Annotated in this window: 18 protein-coding genes; 9 read left to right on the top strand and 9 right to left on the bottom strand. The window is 55.7% G+C overall.

Annotated features, from left to right (window positions below; all coding sequences use genetic code 11):
• Window positions 1-25 precede the first annotated feature (25 nt).
• Window positions 26-970 (bottom strand): ketopantoate/pantoate/pantothenate transporter PanS, encoded by a 945-nt coding sequence (panS, locus tag BN3796_RS02410; RefSeq protein ID WP_061706838.1) that lies wholly within the window; start codon window positions 968-970, stop codon window positions 26-28.
• Between the two features lie 92 nt (window positions 971-1,062).
• Window positions 1,063-2,412, bottom strand: a complete 1,350-nt coding sequence (gene lysC / locus BN3796_RS02415) for a lysine-sensitive aspartokinase 3 (RefSeq protein ID WP_061706839.1) — start codon at window positions 2,410-2,412, stop codon at window positions 1,063-1,065.
• A gap of 303 nt (window positions 2,413-2,715) precedes the next feature.
• Here lysC and pgi point away from each other — a divergent pair, with 303 nt between their 5' ends.
• The 5 genes from pgi (at window position 2,716) to BN3796_RS02440 (ending at window position 8,589) form a co-directional block, all read left to right on the top strand.
• The gene (gene pgi, locus BN3796_RS02420) at window positions 2,716-4,365 is read left to right on the top strand and encodes a glucose-6-phosphate isomerase (protein WP_061706840.1); all 1,650 of its coding nucleotides are present in this window, start codon (window positions 2,716-2,718) and stop codon (window positions 4,363-4,365) included.
• Between the two features lie 395 nt (window positions 4,366-4,760).
• Complete coding sequence (gene yjbE, locus BN3796_RS02425) at window positions 4,761-5,003, top strand: exopolysaccharide production protein YjbE (protein ID WP_061706841.1); 243 nt, start codon at window positions 4,761-4,763, stop codon at window positions 5,001-5,003.
• Between the two features lie 117 nt (window positions 5,004-5,120).
• On the top strand, window positions 5,121-5,759 hold the full coding sequence (locus tag BN3796_RS02430) for a YjbF family lipoprotein (protein WP_061706842.1): 639 nt from the start codon (window positions 5,121-5,123) through the stop codon (window positions 5,757-5,759).
• Window positions 5,756-6,493: a capsule biosynthesis GfcC family protein gene (locus BN3796_RS02435; RefSeq protein WP_061706843.1), complete on the top strand. Its 738-nt coding sequence runs from the start codon at window positions 5,756-5,758 to the stop codon at window positions 6,491-6,493. Before BN3796_RS02430 ends, BN3796_RS02435 begins: the two co-directional genes overlap by 4 nt.
• Window positions 6,493-8,589, top strand: a complete 2,097-nt coding sequence (locus BN3796_RS02440; RefSeq protein WP_061706844.1) for a YjbH domain-containing protein — start codon at window positions 6,493-6,495, stop codon at window positions 8,587-8,589. The genes BN3796_RS02435 and BN3796_RS02440 overlap by 1 nt, the downstream gene beginning before the upstream one ends.
• 64 nt (window positions 8,590-8,653) lie before the next feature.
• On the opposite strand, the gene BN3796_RS02445 is transcribed toward BN3796_RS02440, so the two are convergent.
• From BN3796_RS02445 to BN3796_RS02460, 4 genes are read right to left on the bottom strand one after another with little or no spacing between them, the layout of a single operon-like run.
• Window positions 8,654-9,034, bottom strand: coding sequence for a RidA family protein (locus tag BN3796_RS02445; protein WP_061706845.1), 381 nt, complete (start codon window positions 9,032-9,034; stop codon window positions 8,654-8,656).
• Between the two features lie 26 nt (window positions 9,035-9,060).
• The gene (locus tag BN3796_RS02450) at window positions 9,061-9,381 is read right to left on the bottom strand and encodes an AzlD domain-containing protein (RefSeq protein ID WP_061706846.1); all 321 of its coding nucleotides are present in this window, start codon (window positions 9,379-9,381) and stop codon (window positions 9,061-9,063) included.
• Entirely contained in the window at window positions 9,374-10,117 is a 744-nt protein-coding gene (locus tag BN3796_RS02455; RefSeq protein WP_061706847.1) for an AzlC family ABC transporter permease, read from the bottom strand. Before BN3796_RS02455 ends, BN3796_RS02450 begins: the two co-directional genes overlap by 8 nt.
• Window positions 10,118-10,173: 56 nt before the next feature.
• Window positions 10,174-11,451, bottom strand: coding sequence for an L-cysteine desulfidase family protein (locus BN3796_RS02460; RefSeq protein WP_061706848.1), 1,278 nt, complete (start codon window positions 11,449-11,451; stop codon window positions 10,174-10,176).
• A gap of 346 nt (window positions 11,452-11,797) precedes the next feature.
• Between BN3796_RS02460 and psiE the strand changes: the two genes are divergently transcribed.
• The gene (gene psiE, locus BN3796_RS02465; RefSeq protein WP_061706849.1) at window positions 11,798-12,208 is read left to right on the top strand and encodes a phosphate-starvation-inducible protein PsiE; all 411 of its coding nucleotides are present in this window, start codon (window positions 11,798-11,800) and stop codon (window positions 12,206-12,208) included.
• An 87-nt stretch (window positions 12,209-12,295) separates the two neighbouring features.
• Here psiE and malG read toward each other — a convergent pair whose 3' ends face one another.
• The 3 genes from malG to malE form a co-directional block, all read right to left on the bottom strand.
• Window positions 12,296-13,186, bottom strand: a complete 891-nt coding sequence (gene malG / locus BN3796_RS02470) for a maltose ABC transporter permease MalG (protein ID WP_061706850.1) — start codon at window positions 13,184-13,186, stop codon at window positions 12,296-12,298.
• Window positions 13,187-13,200: 14 nt separating this feature from the next.
• On the bottom strand, window positions 13,201-14,745 hold the full coding sequence (malF, locus tag BN3796_RS02475; protein WP_061706851.1) for a maltose ABC transporter permease MalF: 1,545 nt from the start codon (window positions 14,743-14,745) through the stop codon (window positions 13,201-13,203).
• Window positions 14,746-14,874: 129 nt separating this feature from the next.
• Complete coding sequence (gene malE / locus BN3796_RS02480) at window positions 14,875-16,065, bottom strand: maltose/maltodextrin ABC transporter substrate-binding protein MalE (protein WP_061706852.1); 1,191 nt, start codon at window positions 16,063-16,065, stop codon at window positions 14,875-14,877.
• Window positions 16,066-16,436: 371 nt separating this feature from the next.
• On the opposite strand from malE, the gene malK reads away from it, so the two are divergent.
• From malK to malM, 3 genes are all read left to right on the top strand, one after another.
• Entirely contained in the window at window positions 16,437-17,546 is a 1,110-nt protein-coding gene (gene malK, locus BN3796_RS02485; RefSeq protein ID WP_061706853.1) for a maltose/maltodextrin ABC transporter ATP-binding protein MalK, read from the top strand.
• A gap of 72 nt (window positions 17,547-17,618) precedes the next feature.
• The gene (locus BN3796_RS02490; RefSeq protein WP_061707536.1) at window positions 17,619-18,986 is read left to right on the top strand and encodes a maltoporin; all 1,368 of its coding nucleotides are present in this window, start codon (window positions 17,619-17,621) and stop codon (window positions 18,984-18,986) included.
• A gap of 112 nt (window positions 18,987-19,098) precedes the next feature.
• Window positions 19,099-20,049: a maltose operon protein MalM gene (malM, locus tag BN3796_RS02495; RefSeq protein WP_061706854.1), complete on the top strand. Its 951-nt coding sequence runs from the start codon at window positions 19,099-19,101 to the stop codon at window positions 20,047-20,049.
• The last annotated feature ends 30 nt before the right edge of the window (window positions 20,050-20,079 follow it).

Here is a 20,079-nt window from a genome sequence, read left to right on the forward strand (position 1 = left end):
TTCAGTGTAAAGCAAGCGGCGCAAATTAACCCTGTTTCACCACATCTTTTTTCGTTTGTGCTTCGATCGGCTTACCTGACCAGTAACCCGCCAGCAGCGAGCCGGAAAGATTATGCCAGACCGAGAAGAGCGCCCCGGGCAGCGCGGCGAGCGGTCCAAAGTAGATCTTGCCCAGCGCCGCCGCCAGGCCGGAGTTCTGCATTCCCACCTCTATCGCCAGGGTGCGGCAGGTGGATTCATCAAAACCAAACAGCTTCCCGCCCCAGTAGCCGCCGAGCAGCCCGATGGTGTTGTGCAGCATCACCGCAATAATCACCACAAAACCAACAGAGGCGATATGGGCGGCGGAGCCGGCTACCACGGCGCTGATGATGGCCAGAATACAGATCATGGAAAAGGCGGGAAGCCAGGGTTCTACCGCCTTCACCACACGCGGGAAGAGATGGTGGATAACCAGCCCCAGTGCAATCGGGATCACGACGATTTGCAGGATAGAGAGGAGCATGCCCATTACATCCACCTGGATATGCGCGTCCACATAGAGGCGTGTCAGTAGCGGCGTGGCGATGACCCCTACCAGCGTTGAGACGGATGAGATGGTGACGGAGAGGGCTACGTCACCCTTCGCCAGATAGATCATCACGTTAGAGGCGGTACCGCTGGCGACGCTACCGACCAGCACCATGCCTGCGGAAAGCTCTGGCGGCATGTGGAACGCCATCGCCAGTAGCCAGGCGGCGAGCGGCATCACCAGATAGTGCAGGAAGATCCCCGCCGCCACCGGCGCCGGGCGCGACAGCACGCGCTTAAAATCGTCGAGTTTCAGATGCACCCCCATGCCAAACATAATGAGCATCAGCAGCGTGGTGACCCAGGGACCAATGCCGGTAAAGCGGGAGGGCGTGTAATAGGCGAGCAGAGAGAGCAGCAGCGCCCATAAAGGGAACAGCCGCGTGATCACGGATAACATAGTTAATTCCTTGCAGTAATGTCGTGTTGTGTAGTTATAAAAAAGCCGGGTTCGAGCCCGGCTGTAGGTATTGTTTATCGTGCTAAGGAATATTATTCAAATAAATTATGATGAAGTTTCTGCACGACTCGCTCGGCTTCGTCGGCAGGCACCAGGAAGCAGAGGTTATAGCTGGAGGCACCGGAGCAGATCATGCGGATATTAAACGGATCCAGCACGCCAAACACCTCTTTGCCTACGCCGCAGGCGCGGGAGAGTTTGTTGCCGATAATCGCGATCAGCGCCAGGTTCTCTTCCACTTCGACGCGGCACAGGGCGGAGAGATCCATCAGCAGCGACTGGGTCAGCAGGGTATCGCCGGTGGAGGTGGAGCCGGTGGCGTCCAGCGTCAGGGCAATATTCACCTCGGAGGTGGTCACCAGATCCACGGAAATATTGTGGCGCGCCAGAATGCTGAACACTTCGGCCAGGAAGCCGCGGGAATGCAGCATGTTCAGGCTGTGCAGGGTCAGCAGCGTCTGCTTGCGGCGCAGCGCCAGCGCGCGGAACAGCGGCGGGTTCTCGGTTTTTTTACAGACCAGGGTGCCGCCCGCCTGCGGATCTTTGCTGGAGCCGACAAAGACCGGAATGTCGCTGCGTACCGCAGGCAGTAATGTTGCCGGGTGCAGCACTTTCGCGCCGAAGGTCGCCATTTCCGCCGCCTCTTCGAAGGCAATCACGTCGATACGCTTCGCGGTAGGCACCACGCGCGGGTCGGTGGTGTAGATGCCCGGTACGTCGGTCCAGATATCCACGCGGGTGGCGTGCAGCGCTTCGCCCAGCAGCGCGGCGGTATAGTCGCTCCCGCCGCGGCCGAGCGTCGTGGTACGGCCTTTGGATTCACTACCGATAAAGCCCTGCGTGATCACCAGGCTTTCGGCCAGACGCGGCGCCAGCAGCTGGGTAGTCAGTTCGGCGATAGCGTCGACTTCAGGCTCGGCGCGGCCAAAGCGGTCGCTGGTGCGCAGCACCTTACGGGCGTCGAACCACTGGGCCTGCACGTTGCGCTCGCGCAGGATTTCCACGAACAGCAGGGTGGACATCAGTTCGCCGTGGCTCACCAGCTCATCAGTCAGCGCCGTAGAGGTGGCCAGCGACGCGGCTTCCGCCAGGGTGGTGATATTTTCCAGCAGACGTTCCACCTCTTCGCGGATCACCTGCGGGTTGCGCAAACGCTCAAGAATATCGAACTGAATTTTGCGCAGCGCATCGAGTTTTACGAAGCGTTCTGTCGCCTCCAGCCCTTCAGAAAGCGCCACCAGCAGATTCGTCACGCCAGCGGAGGCGGAGAGCACCACCAGGCGGGTAGAAGGATCGGCCAGCACTACATCGGCGCTGCGGTTCATGGCATCGTAGTCAGCCACGCTGGTGCCGCCAAATTTGGCGACCACAAAACTCGTCATAACAACCTCGTGTCAGGGGGAAAAATAAAGCGACCTTGGCACAAGAATGGAATGAATACAGGTGCAGCCGCAAATACGGCCCTATAAATAAAATGTAGGAGGAATCCTGTCAACGCCGGGATTATGCGGATTTTTCATGGGGGGTACCCCCTCAGTAACAGGACTTATAACAGCTATACTTTTTGTGCTTTCCACGCGGCTTTGATGCAGACCAGGGCAATGGCATAAAAACCATCACAATTTTTGTCCGCAGGCGCTACAATCGACCGAAGTCACAATTCTCAAATCACAAGAGTATTGCTAATGAAAAACATTAACCCAACGCAGACCTCTGCCTGGCAGGCATTACAGAAACATTTTGATGCAATGAAAGAGGTCACTATCGCAGAATTGTTTGCGAAAGATGGCGATCGTTTCAGTAAATTCTCCGCCACCTTCGACGATCTGATGCTGGTGGACTTCTCGAAAAACCGCATCACCGAAGAGACGCTGGCCAAGCTACAGGATCTGGCGAAAGAGACCGATCTGGCGGGCGCTATCAAATCCATGTTCTCCGGTGAGAAGATCAACCGCACCGAAGATCGCGCCGTGCTGCACGTCGCGCTGCGTAACCGTAGCAATACCCCGATTATGGTTGACGGCAAAGATGTGATGCCGGAAGTCAACGCGGTGCTGGAGAAGATGAAAACCTTCTCTGAAGCTATTATCTCCGGCAGCTGGAAAGGCTATACCGGAAAAGCGATTACCGACGTGGTGAACATCGGTATCGGCGGCTCTGACCTTGGCCCGTTCATGGTGACCGAGGCGCTGCGTCCGTATAAAAACCACCTCAATATGCACTTCGTCTCTAACGTCGACGGTACTCACATCGCTGAAGTGCTGAAAAAAGTGAATCCGGAAACCACTCTGTTCCTCGTGGCTTCCAAAACTTTCACCACCCAGGAGACCATGACCAACGCCCACAGCGCGCGCGACTGGTTCCTGAAAACCGCCGGTGATGAAAAGCATGTGGCGAAGCACTTCGCGGCGCTCTCCACCAACGCGAAAGCGGTGGGCGAGTTCGGCATTGATACCGCCAACATGTTTGAGTTCTGGGACTGGGTCGGTGGCCGTTACTCCCTGTGGTCGGCGATCGGTCTCTCCATTATCCTCTCCGTGGGCTACGACAACTTTGTGGAGCTGCTCTCCGGCGCGCACGCCATGGACAAGCACTTCGCGACGACACAGCCGGAGAAAAACCTGCCGGTGCTGCTGGCGCTGATCGGGATCTGGTACAACAACTTCTTCGGTGCCGAGACCGAAGCGATTCTGCCGTACGACCAGTACATGCACCGCTTTGCCGCCTATTTCCAGCAGGGCAACATGGAGTCTAACGGTAAGTACGTTGATCGTAACGGCAACCCGGTGGATTACCAGACTGGCCCGATCATCTGGGGCGAGCCGGGTACCAACGGCCAGCACGCCTTCTACCAGCTGATCCACCAGGGGACCAAGATGGTGCCGTGCGACTTTATCGCCCCGGCTATCACCCATAACCCGCTCTCCGATCACCATCCGAAGCTGCTCTCTAACTTCTTCGCGCAGACCGAGGCGCTGGCGTTCGGTAAATCCCGCGAGGTGGTTGAGCAGGAGTACCGCGACCAGGGTAAAGATCCGGCTCAGCTTGAGCACGTGGTGCCCTTCAAGGTGTTCGAAGGCAACCGCCCGACCAACTCCATCCTGCTGCGCGAAATCACCCCGTTCAGCCTGGGCGCGCTGATTGCGCTCTATGAGCACAAAATCTTTACCCAGGGCGTGATCCTCAACATCTTCACCTTTGACCAGTGGGGCGTAGAGCTGGGTAAACAGCTGGCTAACCGTATCCTGCCGGAGCTAAATGATGATAAAGAGATCAGCAGCCACGACAGTTCAACGAACGGGCTAATTAACCGTTATAAAGCCTGGCGCGCCTGATAAGGCGCTTCGCCGTCATCCGGCAAAACCGGAATAAAGTAATAAAACAAGCCGATATTTATATCGGCTTTTTTATAAGATAATTCTGTTTGTCAGTGCTGATGCGCAAATAACGAGATTGAGCTTAATCCTAAAATAACGAATACCCTTAAAATAACCCGGCGTTATTTTAGGAAAATACGGAGGGTCAAATCTTATCGTTAAATTATTAAATCATTGATTTTAAATAATTATTATATTTAACCGGCAATCAATTGCTCATCAAAAGTCCAATTATCCTAAAACCGCCCCGCTATTTATCCCTGCCGTAATCCACATGCTTTAGTTGTGTATACTCGATTTCGCCCGAAACCCTTTTGGGCACATCTCCATTCATTCATTGAAGGGAAATTGTTATGAAGAAAGCTCTGTATGGCATTTTTGCCATAACTGCGCTTGCGGCAACGTCAGCCTTTGCGGCTCCGGTTCAGGTCGGGGAAGCAGCAGGCTCGGCTGCGACGTCTGCGTCTGCGGGGAGTTCTACCGCAACCGCGACCAGCACCGTAGGTTCAGCCGTGGGTGTCGCGCTGGCGGCAACCGGTGGCGGTGATGGCTCCAATACCGGAACCACGACCACAACCACCACCAGCACCCAGTAATAAGGGGTGCCTTAACCATAACCACACTTCGGTGTGGTTATTTTAGATAGCCTCAGCCTGTGGGACTGACGGGCCGGGTTAGAGAGACGCTGCCCGGCAACACTGCGGAGAAGAGTCGTGAAGCGACCTGGAATAATCATGATTTGCCTGCTTTTACAGGCCTGCTCAGCCACTACAAAGGGGCTTGGCAACTCATTGTGGGAGAGCATATTCGGCACGCCTGGCGTCCATCTGACCGATGACGATATCCAGAATATGCCCTATGCCAGCCAGTACATGCAGCTTAATAACGGTCCTCAGCTGTTTGTGGTGCTCGCTTTCTCTGAAAACGGGCAGCAGAAATGGGTGACGCAGGATCAGGCCACGCTCGTGACGCAGCATGGCCGCCTCGTCAAAACGTTGCTTGGCGGCGATAACCTGCTGGAAGTGAATAACCTTGCCGCCGATCCGCTTATCAAGCCAGGCCAGATTATTGATGGCGCCAGCTGGACCCGCACGATGGGCTGGACCGAGCATCGCCAGGTGCGTTACGCCACCGCGCGCTCCGTTTTCCGCTGGGATGGCACTGACACCGTGGAGGTGGGGAGCGATAAAACACCGGTGCGCGTGCTGGATGAAGAGGTCACCACTGACCAGGCCCGCTGGCATAACCGTTACTGGGTGGACGATGAAGGGCAGATCCGCCAGTCGCTCCAGTATCTGGGTGCCGGTTTCTTCCCGGTGAAAACCACGCTGATCAAGGCGGCAAAATCATGAATATAAAAGTGACTGCCCTCCTGACCGGCTGCCTTATCGCGCCGCTGGCGTGGTCCGCGGGCACCGTGAAAGTCTACTTTCCCGGCAGCGATGCACCAAAAACGCTAACCCAGGTTGAACACCTGATCGACCTGGTGGGCCAGCCCCGGCTAGCGACAAGCTGGTGGCCGGGCGCGATTATCAGCGAGCAGGGAGCGACCAACGACGCGCAGCAGCGTCATCAGGCGTTGCTGGCAAGGCTGGCTGTGCTCGCGGCCCAGGAAGAGGGTGACGAGGGGGCGGCGATAAACGCCCTGCGCCAGCAGCTGGCGGCGCAAAAAATAGTCGGACGTCTGCCGGTCAATCTTGATCCCGATAAGGTGCGGACTACAGAGCGCGGCAACCCGACGCTGGAAGGGGAGTATTCCCTGTGGATCGTCCCGCAGCCGGGAACGGTGAGCCTGTTCGGGCTTATCAGCAGCCCCGGGAAAAAGCCATTTACGCCGGGCCGTGACGTGGCGAGCTATCTGGATGAGCAAAGCCTGCTCAGCGGAGCGGATAACAGCTACGCCTGGGTGATCTACCCCGACGGGCGCACGCAGAAGGTACCGGTGGCGTACTGGAACAAAAGACACGTGGAGCCGATGCCCGGCAGCGTGATCTTTGTCGGCTTTGCCGATCATTTCTGGACGCAGGCTTACGACGGCCTCAACGCTGACATTCTCCACTCCCTGACGCATCGGATACCGGATTAATGAAACGAACCTGGCTTTTTAGCACGCTGGCGCTGTGCGTAAGCGCCGCCTGCCATGCAGAAACCTGGCCGGCGCCTGTCGGTCCGTCTCAGTCGGACTTCGGCGGCGTCGGGCTATTACAGACTCCCACCGCGCGAATGGCGCGGGAAGGGGAGATGAGTCTTAACTACCGCGACAACGATCAGTACCGCTACTACTCCGCCTCGGTGCAGCTCTTTCCCTGGCTGGAAACCACGCTGCGTTACACCGATGTACGTACACGGCAGTACAGCACCGTGGAGTCATTCTCGGGCGATCAGACCTACAAGGACAAGGCGTTCGACCTGAAGCTGCGGCTCTGGGAAGAGAGTTACTGGCTGCCGCAGGTGGCCGTGGGCGCGCGCGACATTGGCGGGACCGGTCTGTTCGACGCCGAATATATCGTGGCGAACAAAGCCTGGGGGCCGTTCGACTTCTCCCTCGGGCTGGGCTGGGGCTATCTCGGCACCAGCGGTAACGTCAAAAACCCGCTCTGCTCCTATGACGATAAGTTCTGCTATCGCGATAACAGCTACCAGCAGGCCGGCTCTATCGACGGCAGCCAGATGTTCCACGGCCCGGCTTCGCTCTTCGGCGGGGTGGAGTATCAGACCCCGTGGCAGCCGCTGCGCCTGAAGCTGGAGTATGAAGGGAACAACTATTCGCAGGATTTCGCGGGCAAAATTGAGCAAAAGAGCAAGTTTAACGTGGGGGCGATCTATCGCGTAACCGACTGGGCCGACGTCAACGTCAGCTACGAGCGCGGCAACACCTTCATGTTCGGCGTCACGCTGCGCACCAACTTTAACGATTTGCGCCCCTCCTATAACGACAACGCCCGCCCGGCTTATCAACCGGAGCCGCAGGATGCCATCCTGCAACATTCGGTGGTAGCTAATCAGCTGACGCTGCTGAAATATAACGCCGGCTTCGCGGATCCGAAGATCCAGGTGAAAGGCGACACCCTCTACGTCACCGGGGAGCAGGTGAAATACCGCGACTCGCGGGAAGGGATCGAACGTGCCAACCGGATCATCATGAACGATCTGCCGGACGGGATCCGGACGATCCGCGTGACGGAAAACCGGCTTAACCTGCCGCAGGTGACCACCGAAACGGATGTCGCCAGCCTGAAGCGTCATCTGGAAGGCGAACCGCTGGGACATGAAACTCCGCTGGCGCAGCAGCGGGTAGAGCCGATCGTGCCGCAGAGCACCGAGCAGGGCTGGTATATCGATAAATCGCGTTTCGATTTCCATATCGATCCGGTGCTGAACCAGTCCGTCGGCGGGCCGGAAAACTTCTACATGTATCAGTTGGGCGTCATGGCAACGGCGGACTGGTGGGTCACCGATCACCTGCTGACCACCGGTAGCCTGTTTGGTAACCTGGCGAATAACTACGATAAGTTTAACTACACCAACCCGCCAAATGACTCTAAGCTGCCGCGCGTGCGTACCCGCGTGCGTGAGTATGTGCAGAATGATGCCTATGTGAATAACCTGCAGGCCAACTACTTCCAGTACTTTGGCAACGGCTTCTATGGCCAGGTCTATGGCGGTTATCTGGAAACAATGTTCGGCGGCGCGGGCGCGGAGGTGCTCTGGCGTCCGGTAGACAGCAACTGGGCCTTCGGGCTTGACGCGAACTACGTGAAGCAGCGTGACTGGCGCAGCGCGCAGGACATGATGAAGTTCACCGACTATAGCGTGAAAACCGGCCATCTTACCGCCTACTGGACGCCATCCTTCGCGCAGGATGTGCTGGTGAAAGCGAGCGTCGGGCAATATCTGGCGGGCGATAAGGGCGGGACGCTCGATATCTCCAAACGCTTCGACAGCGGCGTCGTGGTCGGCGGCTATGCGACCATTACCAACGTCTCGCCAGATGAGTATGGGGAAGGGGATTTCACCAAAGGGGTCTACGTGTCGATTCCGCTGGATCTCTTCTCGTCAGGCCCGACCCGCAGCCGTGCGGCAATCGGCTGGACGCCGCTGACGCGTGACGGGGGCCAGCAGCTTGGACGTAAGTTCCAGCTGTATGATATGACCAGCGACAGAAGCATTAACTTCCGCTAAAAAAATACCCTCACCCTTCGGCAGAAGGGTGAGGGTAGAGACATACCTTTCTACGTGCAGCGCCTTAGCGCGGTACGGCAATCGCCTCAATTTCTACGCCAGCATCTTTCGGCAGACGGGCTACCTCAACGCAAGAGCGGGCAGGGAATGCGGCGTTGTGTTCCTTGAAGAACGCTTCATACTCGGCGTTGATCGCCGCGAAGTTGTTCAAATCTTTCACGAAAACGGTCGTTTTAACGATGTTGTTCACACCCAGGCCTGCGGCCTCTACGATCGCTTTGACGTTTGCCAGAGACTGACGCGCCTGTTCTGCGATATCAGCTGGCATCTCACCGGTTGCCGGGTTAACAGGCAGCTGGCCGGAGGTAATGACCATGGAACCGAGGTTGACCGCCTGGACATACGGGCCGATAGCCGCCGGGGCGTCAGGAGTATTAATAATCATTTTAATTCCTTCTTTTCAGGAGTGACTTACATAAAATTATTCAATAAAAACAGGGTGCCGACGCCGCTTACCACCACCCAGACCAGGCCGAGGCGGAAGCTGGCAAGCGTACAGACAATGGCGGCCACAACCTTCGGATTCTTCAGGTCAAATTCCATGTTGGAGTTGACGCTTAAAATCTGAATCGCAATGATGGCCGGCAGCACGGTGACCGGTACGAAACGCAGCGTTTTGATCACCCGCTCCGACATCTGTACCCTACCGGCCAGGCCGATAAAGGAGAAGCGAATCAAAAAGGTTACCGCGGCCATGCCCAGCGTCAGGGCGATAAAGAGATGGTTACTCATTTTCCAGCGCTCCTTCCAGCGGCATTGCATGGCTGTCCTGCGTTTTTGCCTGACGGCGCTCCTCCGCCAGATCAACGCTCAGACCCGCCAGCACGCCCAGCACAGAGGCGACAACGATACCGAGCGAGTAGGGCAGCACGACCAGCAGCACGCCGGAAATGGTCGCGACGATGGCGGCAATGGTACAGGCCTGGCTTTTGATCTGCGGTACTACGATGGCGATAAACGCGGCAACCATCGCGAAATCCAGCCCATATTTCTCAATATGCGGGAACGAAGCGCCCACCAGCGCGCCGAGGAAATCGGCCAGTACCCAGGCGAACCAGAAGGTAAACATGGCAGAAAAATAAAAGACATATTTGTCCTTTTTATTCTGCTCCATCTCTTTCACCGTAGTGGCATACACTTCATCGGTCAGCGCCCAGGACATAAAGCATTTTCTAAAAAACGAAGCTTCACGTACCTGGCTGGAAAGCGAGGCGCTATATAACACGTGGCGTAAATTAATAATCAGCGTCGTGAAAATAATTACCCCAAGGCTGGCGCCCGTTTTCAGCATATTCAGCGCCAGCATCTGCGCGGAGCCGGCGATAACGATGGTAGACCAGGCGGTGCTTTGCCAGACGCTCATACCGGCGCTCACGCTGAGCGCCCCTACGATGAATGAGAATGGAAAGTCACCGATGCAAAGAGGCATAATAGCGCTCATGCCCCGCAGGATTGCTTTTTTACTCATAAATCACACCCGCTGATGTTTATCAGCTCAATAAAAAGTTACATAACAGGCAGAAATTATTTGGCGACCATAATGCTAATAATTTCTTTATCGGTATAGGTCATCGGCTTAATAACCAGACGGCACAGGTTATTAATGGTTTGCTCTACGTCGCCGCAGACAATCCCGTCGTTCGCGCTGGCGCAGCGGTTCTGCATCGCCATCAGCACGGACTTAAAGGCGCTGGAGACCACGGAAGAGACCTTCATGGCGCAGCTGTTAGACGCCCCATCGCAAATCATGCCGGTCACATCGCTCACCATATTGATAATGGCGGTGTTGATGGTGTCGATATTACGGGTGAACAGCCAGGCCATACCGGCCGCTGCGCCCATCGCCGCGGTAGAGGCGGCACACAGCGCCGAGAGACGGGTGTAACGCGAGTGGATGGAGATCGCGGTCAGGTGAGAAAGGGCGAGCGCGCGAGCCAGCGTCTCCTCATCGACGTTGAGATGTTTTGCCACGGTCACAACCGGCATGGTGGCGGCAATGCCCTGGTTACCAGAACCAAAGTTAGACATCGCAACCACTGGTGCACCGCCCATGCGGGCATCGGAAGCGGCAACGGTGTCGATAATCACATTGCTTAACAGGTCATTGCTCATCAGCCCGTTCTGGACTGCATCAGTGAAAGTGCCGCTGATGTTCAGACCATATTTTTTGGCTTTGCCCTCTTCAGAAAGCGCGGAGTTCAGACGCGCCGCTTCCAGAATAAAGGCAATCTCTTCGACCGGAACGGTATTAACAAAATCATACGCTTCCTGCAGGCTGAAGGTCGGCAGCGCTTCGGTTTTTTCCGCACTGTTTTGCGTCTGCGCCAGCGCCTGTTTTTCACCGTTCAGATAGCATTCAACAACGTTAGTGTGCGTACCCTTCACGACGACGCGGCAGGTGTCGTTGCCTGCAGAGAGGGTCAGATCCAGGTGGATAAAGTCCGGCGTGTCCTGAACGTCAATGTTCACCTTACCGGCAGCGGTTAATGCTTCTGCCAGTTCCACGTGGTGCGGGGTGATCCCTTCCAGCGTCTGCAATCCTTTGTCCGGGTTACCGCCAAACGCGCCGATGGCCGCCGCGAGATTCACGCCGGAAACCGTCGTGCCCGGGATGGTTACGCCCATCGCGTTTTTATAGAGGTTAGCGGAGATAAAGCCTTCGATTTTTTCACAAGGCGTTTGCAGATTACGGGCGGCATAGGCAGCCGTAAAAGCGATCGCAACGGGTTCGGTGCAACCCAGTGCCGGAGCGACCTCTTTTTTTAACCACTGAATGAAAATCGGGGTATTTTGTTGACTCATGATTCACGCTTCCAGATTAAAGATGTCCTGAAGCGGTAATTTACGGCAAGTAATCAGAAAAATCTTACTCTATTAGCATGCTAATTATGCGTCTTTTTAGAAAAAAGTTCTCTTTTTAATAAATTGTTTATTCGGTGGGAATTATTAGTTAATCCATTGATTTTCAAATAAATATTTAATAAAATTTTGAACATAAAAAGGGATTTAGTTATCGCGATCACACGCTTTTATAAAGAATAATTTTCTCCTGAGTGAAAATAGCTGTCTCTGTCATACAAATAAAGTAGATCTCCGTCACATTTTTGCGTTATACAGAATCATCGCTCGCGAACCCGGAGGTGCTGCTATGCTGTCATTGTCTCGCCCACGCGCTGAATTTATCGCTATCCTTCTCCAGACGGTGCTTAACCTTGGCTTGTTAAGCCTGGGTCTGATCCTGGTGGTTTTCCTCGGCAAAGAGACGCTGCATCTGGCAGATGTTCTCTTCTCCCCTGAGCAAACCAGCAAATATGAGCTGGTGGAAGGGCTGGTGGTTTACTTTCTCTACTTTGAATTTATCGCCCTGATTGTGAAATATTTTCAGTCAGGTTTTCACTTCCCGCTGCGCTATTTTGTCTATATCGGCATCACCGCCATTGTGCGTTTGATTATTGTCGATCATAAATCACCCATCGACGTGTTGATCTACTCCGCCGCGATCCTGCTGCTGGTGATTACTCTCTGGCTGTGCAACTCCAAAAGACTGAAGCGCGAATAAAAAAATGGCGCTCCGGAGAGCGCCAAACAACAGTCACAGTAAAGGATCAATACAAGTGAGGATAGTAGTGGCATATAACGATAAAACTTAACCTTTCACACCGCCCGCCGTCAGGCCGTTGACCAGCCAGCGCTGGGCCAGCAGGAACACCACGGTAATCGGAATGGCGGAGAGCACCGCCGCGGCGGCAAAGTCCCCCCACAGGTAGTTCTGCGGGTTAAGGTACTGCTGCATCCCGACCGCCAGCGTATAGCTATTCACATCACGCAGCAGCAGCGAGGCAACCGGCACTTCGGTAATGGCCGCGATAAACGACAGGATAAAGACCACCGCCAGAATCGGGACCGACAGGGGCAGCAGCACCAGACGGAAGGCCTGCCATGGGGTGGCGCCATCCAGCGCGGCAGCCTCTTCCAGCGAGCCGTCGATGGTTTCAAAGTAGCCTTTAATCGTCCAGACGTGCAGCGCAATCCCGCCCAGGTAGGCGAAGATTACCCCGCCGTGGGTATTCAGACCGATAAACGGAAGGTACTGGCCGAGGCGATCGAACAGGGCATATAACGCTACCAGTGAGAGTACCGCCGGGAACATCTGGAAAATCAACATCCCTTTCAGCAGCGTCGCTTTGCCGGGGAAACGCATACGGGCAAAGGCGTAGGCGCAGGTGGTGGAGAGCGCCACGATGCCAATCGCGGTGATGCCCGCAATCTTAATAGAGTTCCACAGCCAGAGCAGAACCGGGAAGGGGGGCGGCGTGACGCGGCCATCAGCGTGTTCCACGCTAAAGCCCAGCGCCAGCCGCCAGTGCTCCCAGGAGATTTTTTCCGGGATCAGGCTCCCGGTAGCAAAGTTACCTTCACGCAGGGAGATGGCGATCACCATCAGCAGCGGGAACATAATGGCCGCGATAAAAATCAGCAGACCTAAGTGCGTCGCCAGCAGGCGCAGCTTTTGAGATTTCGGTTGGACCATAGCCATTGTCGTTTTCTCCCTTAATCAAACTTCATGCGCGTGGCTTTAAGGTTCACAATCGCCAGCGCCCCTACCAGCAGGAAGATCAGCGTGGCAATTGCCGCCGCCAGACCGAAGTCCTGGCCGCCGCCGCCCTCAAAGGCGATGCGGTAGGTGTAGCTCACCAGCAGGTCGGTATAGCCCGCCGGCGTGGTCGTGCCGAGACGGTCCGGTCCACCGTTGGTCAACAGCTGAATCAGCACGAAGTTATTAAAGTTAAAGGCGAAGCTGGCGATCATCAGCGGCGTCAGCGGCTTAATGAGCAGCGGCAGCGTGATTTTAAAGAAGTTCTGGAACGGGCCGGCGCCGTCCATCGCTGAGGCTTCATAGAGATCGTCCGGGATCGCCTTCAGCAGCCCCATGCAGAGAATCATCATGTAGGGGTAACCGAGCCAGGTGTTGACGATGATAATCATCGAACGGGCAGTGGTCGGGTCGCTGAACCAGGCTGGTTTGACGCCGAACAGCGTGCTCAGCATCATGTTGATCTCACCGAAGCTCTGGTTGAAGAGCCCTTTGAAAATCAGAATCGAAATAAACGACGGCACCGCGTAGGGCAGAATCAGCAGCACGCGATAGATTGCCTTGCCTTTAAGGGATTCCCACTGCACCAGACAGGCCAGCACCATGCCCACCGCCACGGTCAGCAGCACGGTCAGCACCGAGAAGACCACCGTCCAGACGAAGATGGCGAAGAACGGTTTCTGAATGCCTTCGTCGGTAAAGACGCGGGTAAAGTTATCCCAGCCGATAGTGACGGTATAGCCCGGGCTTAATTTCTCATCGCCCCAGTTGCCGTTGGCGTCGATAGCCTGATAGAAGCCGATATCGTTATTCGGGCGATATTTTACGCCGCTCTGGTTGTTGGTGAGCGTGCCGTCATCGGCAAGCGTATAGAGCGGGCGCGTGCCGGAGAACTGGCGCAGGGAACTCATGATCACCTTGCTCTCATCCGGCAGGATGGCGCTAAGCTGGGTCAGCGCCTGGCGGTTCTGCGTAATCACGCGCAGGCTGGCGCGCTCGCCTTCCGGTAAGGCGTCGGCCTCTTTCAGCGTCAGCTTTTGTTCGCCGCCAAACTTAAAGGGCTCGGAAAGATAGTTTTTACCGCTCTCGCTGTCGGTAAGTGCTAACTTCCATTGATCGCCTGAGGGATAGAGACCAAAGTTAAAGATTTTGCCAGCCTGATAGGTACGATCCATCAGTACTTCCCGGGCGCGCTCCTGAGCGAGCTGGTTGGTACTGCTGTAGTTAGTAAAGGCGATAGCGATGGTACAAATCAGCGGGAAGAGAACGAACAGCCCCATCCCGGCGAGACCGGGGTAAACGTAGCGCCAGGCGTAAGCTTTACGATTGGCAAAAATATAGAGGCCAACAGAGCTTAAAATCAGCGTCATGATGGCAAACAGGTACTCCCCTTGTACGTACATTAAAACAACAAGGTAACCCACCAGCAGACTGAGCAGACCAATCGCTGACCATTTCAGCACGTCGCTTTGCCACCAGTGTTTCTTTTTAATGACATCCATGGGGTTCTTCCTCAACAACTTTAAAAACGTGTTGGTAAGCGTGCCTGATGGCGCTGCGCTTATCCGGCCTACATCCTCTGTAGGGCGGATAAGGCATTTATGCCGCCATCCGGCACGTTCAAAACTACATTACTTGGTAATACGACCCTGAGCATCTTTCAGCGCAGCATCGACGGTCTGACGGCCGCTGGCCGCGTTAATAACGGCGGTGCGGGTGGCGTACCAGAATGCTGACATCTGCGGGATGTTTGGCATGATTTCACCCTTCTGGGCGTTATCCATGGTGGCGGCAATGCGCGGGTCTTTCGCTAACTGATCCTGATAGGATTTCAGCGCGACAGCGCCCAGCGGTTTGTCCTTGTTCACTTCTGCCAGACCCTGATCGGTCAGCAGGTAGTTTTCCAGGAACTCTTTCGCCAGCTCTTTGTTCGGGCTGGCGGCGTTGATGCCTGCGCTCAGCACGCCAACAAACGGTTTAGACGGCTTGCCTTTGAAGGTAGGCAGCAGCGTGACGCCGTAGTTGATTTTGCTCTTGTCGATGTTGGACCACGCCCACGGACCGTTGATGGTCATGGCGGTTTCGCCCTTGTTAAACGCCGCTTCCGCGATGGAGTAATCGGTATCGGCATTCATCTGTTTGTTCTTGATGAGGTCAACCAGGAAGGTCAGGCCCGCTTTCGCGCCCGCGTTGTCCACGCCCACATCCTTCACGTCATATTTGCCGTTTTCAAATTTGAACGCGTAACCGCCGTCGGCGGCAATCAGCGGCCAGGTGAAGTACGGTTCCTGAAGGTTGAACATCAGCGCACTCTTACCTTTCGCCTTCAGCTCTTTATCCAGAGCCGGGATCTCTTCCCAGGTTTTCGGCGGGTTCGGTACCAGATCTTTGTTATAAATCAGGGAGAGCGCTTCGACCGCGATCGGATAGGCGATCAGCTTGCCGTTGTAGCGCACGGCATCCCAGGTGAACGGGTAGAGCTTGTCCTGGAACGCTTTATCCGGGGAGACTTCGGCCAGCAGGCCAGACTGAGCGTAACCGCCAAAACGGTCGTGCGCCCAGAAGATGATGTCCGGGCCATCACCGGTTGCCGCAACCTGCGGGAATTTCTCTTCCAGCTTGTCCGGGTGTTCAACGGTCACTTTGATGCCGGTATCTTTCTCGAATTTTTTACCCACTTCGGCCAGGCCGTTATAGCCTTTGTCGCCGTTAATCCAGATAACCAGCTTACCTTCTTCAATTTTGGCCAGAGCCGGTGCGGAAATCATCATTGCTGCAAGGGCGGACAATGCGAAAACGCGTGCGCCAGTCTTGATCTTCATATCTGCCATCCTTTTGGTGATGTGCTCGTAGTATGACTTCAGTGGTTCAACGTGACTCAGTCTCCTTATTTGACATCCTCTTTCCATCCTCCCCGGGCCTACGCCCCACCGCTTCGTTATGTGATCTTCGTTACATAAATTTGAGTTATGCGTCCTGGCGCACATAAAAACGAGCTGAATTTTGCAGGCGGCTTCACGAATTTCACCAAAGCCCCGCCCTGCGGGTGGCAGAGCCAGCCCTCTCATCCTCCCGCCTCCTCCCCCATAAAAAAGCTGGGGGGTGGAGGATTCACATAAGTAATGAATAACGCATAGTCAGGCCCATCATGAATGTGTCTGTCGATGACAGGTTGTAACGAAGGGAGTGGGGCATGGCGAGCGTACAGCTGCGGAATGTAACGAAAGCCTGGGGCGACGTGGTGGTGTCGAAAGATATCAACCTGAACATCCACGAAGGGGAGTTTGTGGTGTTTGTCGGTCCGTCTGGCTGCGGGAAGTCAACGCTGCTGCGTATGATTGCCGGACTTGAAACTATCACCAGCGGAGACCTCTTTATCGGAGAGAACCGCATGAACGACATTCCGCCCGCCGAGCGCGGCGTCGGGATGGTATTCCAGTCCTATGCACTCTATCCCCATCTCTCTGTTGCCGAAAACATGTCCTTTGGTCTGAAGCTGGCCGGGGCGAAAAAAGAGACGATCAACCAGCGTGTGACGCAGGTGGCGGAAGTGCTACAGCTCGCGCACCTGCTGGATCGCAAGCCGAAGGCGCTCTCCGGCGGTCAGCGTCAGCGCGTGGCGATTGGTCGTACGCTGGTCGCCGAGCCGACCGTTTTTCTGCTCGATGAGCCGCTCTCAAACCTGGACGCCGCCCTGCGCGTGCAGATGCGTATCGAAATTTCCCGTCTGCACAAGCGTCTGGGCCGCACGATGATTTACGTCACCCACGATCAGGTGGAAGCGATGACGCTGGCCGACAAGATTGTGGTGCTGGATGCGGGCCGTGTGGCGCAGGTGGGCAAGCCGCTGGAGCTTTACCACTATCCGGCGGACCGTTTTGTGGCGGGCTTTATCGGCTCGCCGAAGATGAACTTCCTGCCGGTGAAGGTCACGGCCACGGCAATCGAACAGGTACAGGTGGAGCTGCCTAACCGTCAGCAGATCTGGCTGCCGGTGGACAGCGCCAACGTACAGGTCGGGGCAAATATGTCCCTGGGTATTCGTCCTGAGCATCTTCTGCCGAGCCACATCGCCGATGTGACCCTGGAAGGCGAGGTTCAGGTCGTCGAACAACTTGGTCACGAAACACAGATCCATATCCAGATCCCCGCCATCCGTCAGAACCTGGTCTACCGCCAGAATGACGTGGTGTTGGTAGAAGAGGGTGCCACATTCGCTATTGGCCTGCCGCCGGAGCGTTGCCATCTGTTCCGTGAAGATGGTACCGCCTGCCGTCGACTGCATGTAGAGCCGGGCGTTTAAGCATTCCCAATAAAAAGCACCAAACCCAACGGGTGACGTGTTTAAAGAAAAGCAATGATCTCAGGAGATAGAATAATGATAACTCTGCGCAAACTTCCTCTGGCAGTTGCCGTCGCAGCAGGCGTAATGTCTGCTCAGGCGCTGGCCGTGGATTTTCATGGGTATGCTCGTTCGGGGATTGGCTGGACGGGTAGTGGCGGCGAACAACAGTGTTTCCAGGCGACCGGTGCTCAAAGTAAGTACCGTCTTGGTAACGAATGTGAAACCTATGCTGAGCTGAAGCTGGGTCAGGAAGTGTGGAAAGAAGGTGATAAGAGCTTCTACTTCGACACCAACGTAGCGTACTCCGTGGCGCAGCAGAATGACTGGGAAGGTACCGACCCGGCATTCCGTGAAGCAAACGTGCAGGGTAAAAACCTGATTGAATGGCTGCCGGGTTCCACCATCTGGGCCGGTAAGCGCTTCTATCAGCGTCATGACGTCCACATGATCGACTTCTACTACTGGGATATTTCAGGTCCTGGTGCAGGTATCGAAAACATCGATCTGGGCTTCGGTAAACTCTCTCTGGCAGCGACTCGCTCTCAGGAAGCGGGTGGTTCTTATGCCTTCAGCAGCCAGAACATCTATGACCGTACCAAAGATACCGCGAACGACGTATTTGACGTGCGTTTAGCTGGCCTGGAAACTAACCCGGACGGCGTGCTGGAACTGGGTGTGGATTATGGCCGCGCGAACACGACCGACGGCTACGATCTTGCCGACGGTGCGTCGAAAGATGGCTGGATGTTCACCGCTGAACATACCCAGAGCATGCTGAAAGGCTACAACAAGTTTGTGCTGCAGTATGCGATGGACTCTATGACCACGCAGGGTAAAGGTCTGAGCCAGGGTTCCTATGGTTCTTCCAGCTTCACCATCACGAATCCTGATGGCACGACCACTAACTACGCCAACGATGTAATTAACAACAACGGCAGCCTCTGGCGCATTCTGGACCACGGTGCAATCACCCTGACCGACAAGTGGGACCTGATGTATGTCGGTATGTACCAGAAACTCGACATGGATGATAACCAGGGAACTGACTGGTGGACCGTGGGTGTGCGCCCGATGTACAAATGGACGCCAATCATGAGCACCCTGCTGGAAGTGGGCTACGACAACGTTAAATCCCAGGAAACTGGCGATCACAACAGCCAGTACAAAATCACCCTGGCGCAACAGTGGCAGGCTGGCGACAGTATCTGGTCTCGTCCGGCAATCCGTATCTTCGCAACCTACGCGAAGTGGGATGAGAAATGGGGCTACGCGAAAAACGGTAATGGCGATGCCACCCGTTACGCGATCTCTGACTCCACCGGTAACGGTCGATTCTCTACCAGCCGCGGCGATGACGATGAGTTCTCCTTCGGCGCCCAGATGGAAATCTGGTGGTAATCGCATCCTGATCTGACGATGTAATCTTGAGGGGCGAAAGCCCCTCAATTCCTGAGGTACTGCGCGCTATTGCCTGGCCACCGCAGTGCTCACGCTTTCTGAGGTGATAACAATGAAAATGAAAAAAAGTCTCGTCGCGCTGTACCTGTCAGCGGGTCTGCTGGCCTGTGCGCCTGCTGTTACGCTCGCTGATGTCAACTATGTGCCGCAGAACACCAGTGCGGCGCCGGCTATCCCGACCGCAGCCCTGCAGCAGTTGACCTGGACGCCGGTGGATCAGTCCAAAACTCAGAGCACCCAGCTTTCGACCGGCGGCCAGCAGCTTAATGTTGCAGGCATTACCGGGCCGGTGGCTGCCTACAGCGTACCGGCAAACATCGGTGAGCTGACCCTGACCTTATCCAGCGAAGTGAACAAACAGACCAGCGTCTTTGCGCCGAACGTGCTGATTCTTGATCAGAATATGACGCCGTCCGCCTATTTCCCCAGCAGCTACTTTACCTACCAGGAGCCGGGCGTGATGAGTGCTGATCGCCTGGAAGGGGTGATGCGTCTGACGCCAGCGCTCGGGCAGCAGAAACTCTATGTCCTGGTTTTCACCACCGATAAAGATCTGCAGCAGACGACAACCCTGCTCGATCCGGCAAAAGCCTATGCAAAAGGGGTAGGTAACGCCATTCCCGATATTCCCGACCCAATCGCGCGTCACACCACCGACGGTCTGCTGAAGCTGAAGGTGAAAACCAACAGCAGCTCCAGCGTGCTGGTAGGACCGCTGTTCGGCTCATCCGGCCCGGGCCCGGTCACCGTGGGTAACACCGCTGCGCCGGCAACCACCTATACCGCCGCGCCGGTTGCTGCCGCCCCTGCCGCTACCGCTGCGCCAGCCAAAAAAGCCGAGCCGGTACTGAACGACACGGAAACCTATTTCAACAACGCCATCAGGCAAGCGGTTAAGAGCGGTGACGTGGACAAAGCGCTAAAACTGCTCGACGAAGCCGAGCGTTTAGGTTCGACCACTGCCCGTTCCACCTTTATCAGCAGTGTAAAAGGCAAGGGGTGACGGTTTCCCCACAGTGCTGATTTTGTCAGT

The sequence above is a fragment of the Pseudenterobacter timonensis genome (genome assembly GCF_900021175.1).
Classification (GTDB): domain Bacteria; phylum Pseudomonadota; class Gammaproteobacteria; order Enterobacterales; family Enterobacteriaceae; genus Enterobacter; species Enterobacter timonensis.

Excerpts from the sequence above, each read along its gene's own strand:
- BN3796_RS02460 (WP_061706848.1), bottom strand. The coding sequence starts at position 11,451 with ATGAGTCAACAAAATACCCCGATTTTCATTCAGTGGTTAAAAAAAGAG.
- malM (WP_061706854.1), top strand. The coding sequence starts at position 19,099 with ATGAAAATGAAAAAAAGTCTCGTCGCGCTGTACCTGTCAGCGGGTCTG.
- panS (WP_061706838.1), bottom strand. The coding sequence starts at position 970 with ATGTTATCCGTGATCACGCGGCTGTTCCCTTTATGGGCGCTGCTGCTC.
- malF (WP_061706851.1), bottom strand. The coding sequence starts at position 14,745 with ATGGATGTCATTAAAAAGAAACACTGGTGGCAAAGCGACGTGCTGAAA.
- pgi (WP_061706840.1), top strand. The coding sequence starts at position 2,716 with ATGAAAAACATTAACCCAACGCAGACCTCTGCCTGGCAGGCATTACAG.
- malG (WP_061706850.1), bottom strand. The coding sequence starts at position 13,186 with ATGGCTATGGTCCAACCGAAATCTCAAAAGCTGCGCCTGCTGGCGACG.
- psiE (WP_061706849.1), top strand. The coding sequence starts at position 11,798 with ATGCTGTCATTGTCTCGCCCACGCGCTGAATTTATCGCTATCCTTCTC.
- BN3796_RS02440 (WP_061706844.1), top strand. The coding sequence starts at position 6,493 with ATGAAACGAACCTGGCTTTTTAGCACGCTGGCGCTGTGCGTAAGCGCC.
- lysC (WP_061706839.1), bottom strand. The coding sequence starts at position 2,412 with ATGACGAGTTTTGTGGTCGCCAAATTTGGCGGCACCAGCGTGGCTGAC.
- BN3796_RS02450 (WP_061706846.1), bottom strand. The coding sequence starts at position 9,381 with ATGAGTAACCATCTCTTTATCGCCCTGACGCTGGGCATGGCCGCGGTA.
- malK (WP_061706853.1), top strand. The coding sequence starts at position 16,437 with ATGGCGAGCGTACAGCTGCGGAATGTAACGAAAGCCTGGGGCGACGTG.
- malE (WP_061706852.1), bottom strand. The coding sequence starts at position 16,065 with ATGAAGATCAAGACTGGCGCACGCGTTTTCGCATTGTCCGCCCTTGCA.
- BN3796_RS02455 (WP_061706847.1), bottom strand. The coding sequence starts at position 10,117 with ATGAGTAAAAAAGCAATCCTGCGGGGCATGAGCGCTATTATGCCTCTT.
- BN3796_RS02435 (WP_061706843.1), top strand. The coding sequence starts at position 5,756 with ATGAATATAAAAGTGACTGCCCTCCTGACCGGCTGCCTTATCGCGCCG.
- yjbE (WP_061706841.1), top strand. The coding sequence starts at position 4,761 with ATGAAGAAAGCTCTGTATGGCATTTTTGCCATAACTGCGCTTGCGGCA.
- BN3796_RS02445 (WP_061706845.1), bottom strand. The coding sequence starts at position 9,034 with ATGATTATTAATACTCCTGACGCCCCGGCGGCTATCGGCCCGTATGTC.